This window comes from Pseudomonas sp. RA_35y_Pfl2_P32 (genome assembly GCF_963970735.1).
Taxonomy (GTDB): domain Bacteria; phylum Pseudomonadota; class Gammaproteobacteria; order Pseudomonadales; family Pseudomonadaceae; genus Aquipseudomonas.
The window spans coordinates 1-294 of the sequence record NZ_CAXAQF010000415.1 but is presented as its reverse complement, the minus strand read 5'-3'; the positions used below and the strand labels follow the sequence as shown (position 1 = coordinate 294).

The 294-nt window shown below is 51.0% G+C and carries 1 protein-coding gene; it reads right to left on the bottom strand.

Annotated elements, in window-relative coordinates; all coding sequences use genetic code 11:
* On the bottom strand, window positions 1–194 hold a 194-nt coding region (tssD, locus tag AACY45_RS28960; RefSeq protein ID WP_339548903.1), incomplete at its 3' end, for a type VI secretion system tube protein TssD.
* Window positions 195–294: the final 100 nt, after the last annotated feature.

The following is a 294-nucleotide window of genomic DNA, read 5'->3' as shown; positions in this document are numbered from 1 at the left end:
GGCATGTGCTTGCCACGCCCACCTGCCACGCTACCGTCATTGCCCGTGAGCATGTCGTGTGAATAAGCCAGCACCATGATTTCATCCTGGTGGCCGATCTGACATTTGTTACCGATGGAGTCGGAGCCGGAGCAACCGGCAGAAATCAAACCTTGGCGTTTTCCGGTAATACTCATGTAGCTGTGACTGGCCATACGTCCCACTCCTTTGTGTTCGGAGTGGCAGGCTAAGACAAAAAGAAAAACTTCGGTTGTAGGGCGCTTCTGAATTTAGTGTATGAACCACAAAAACAAC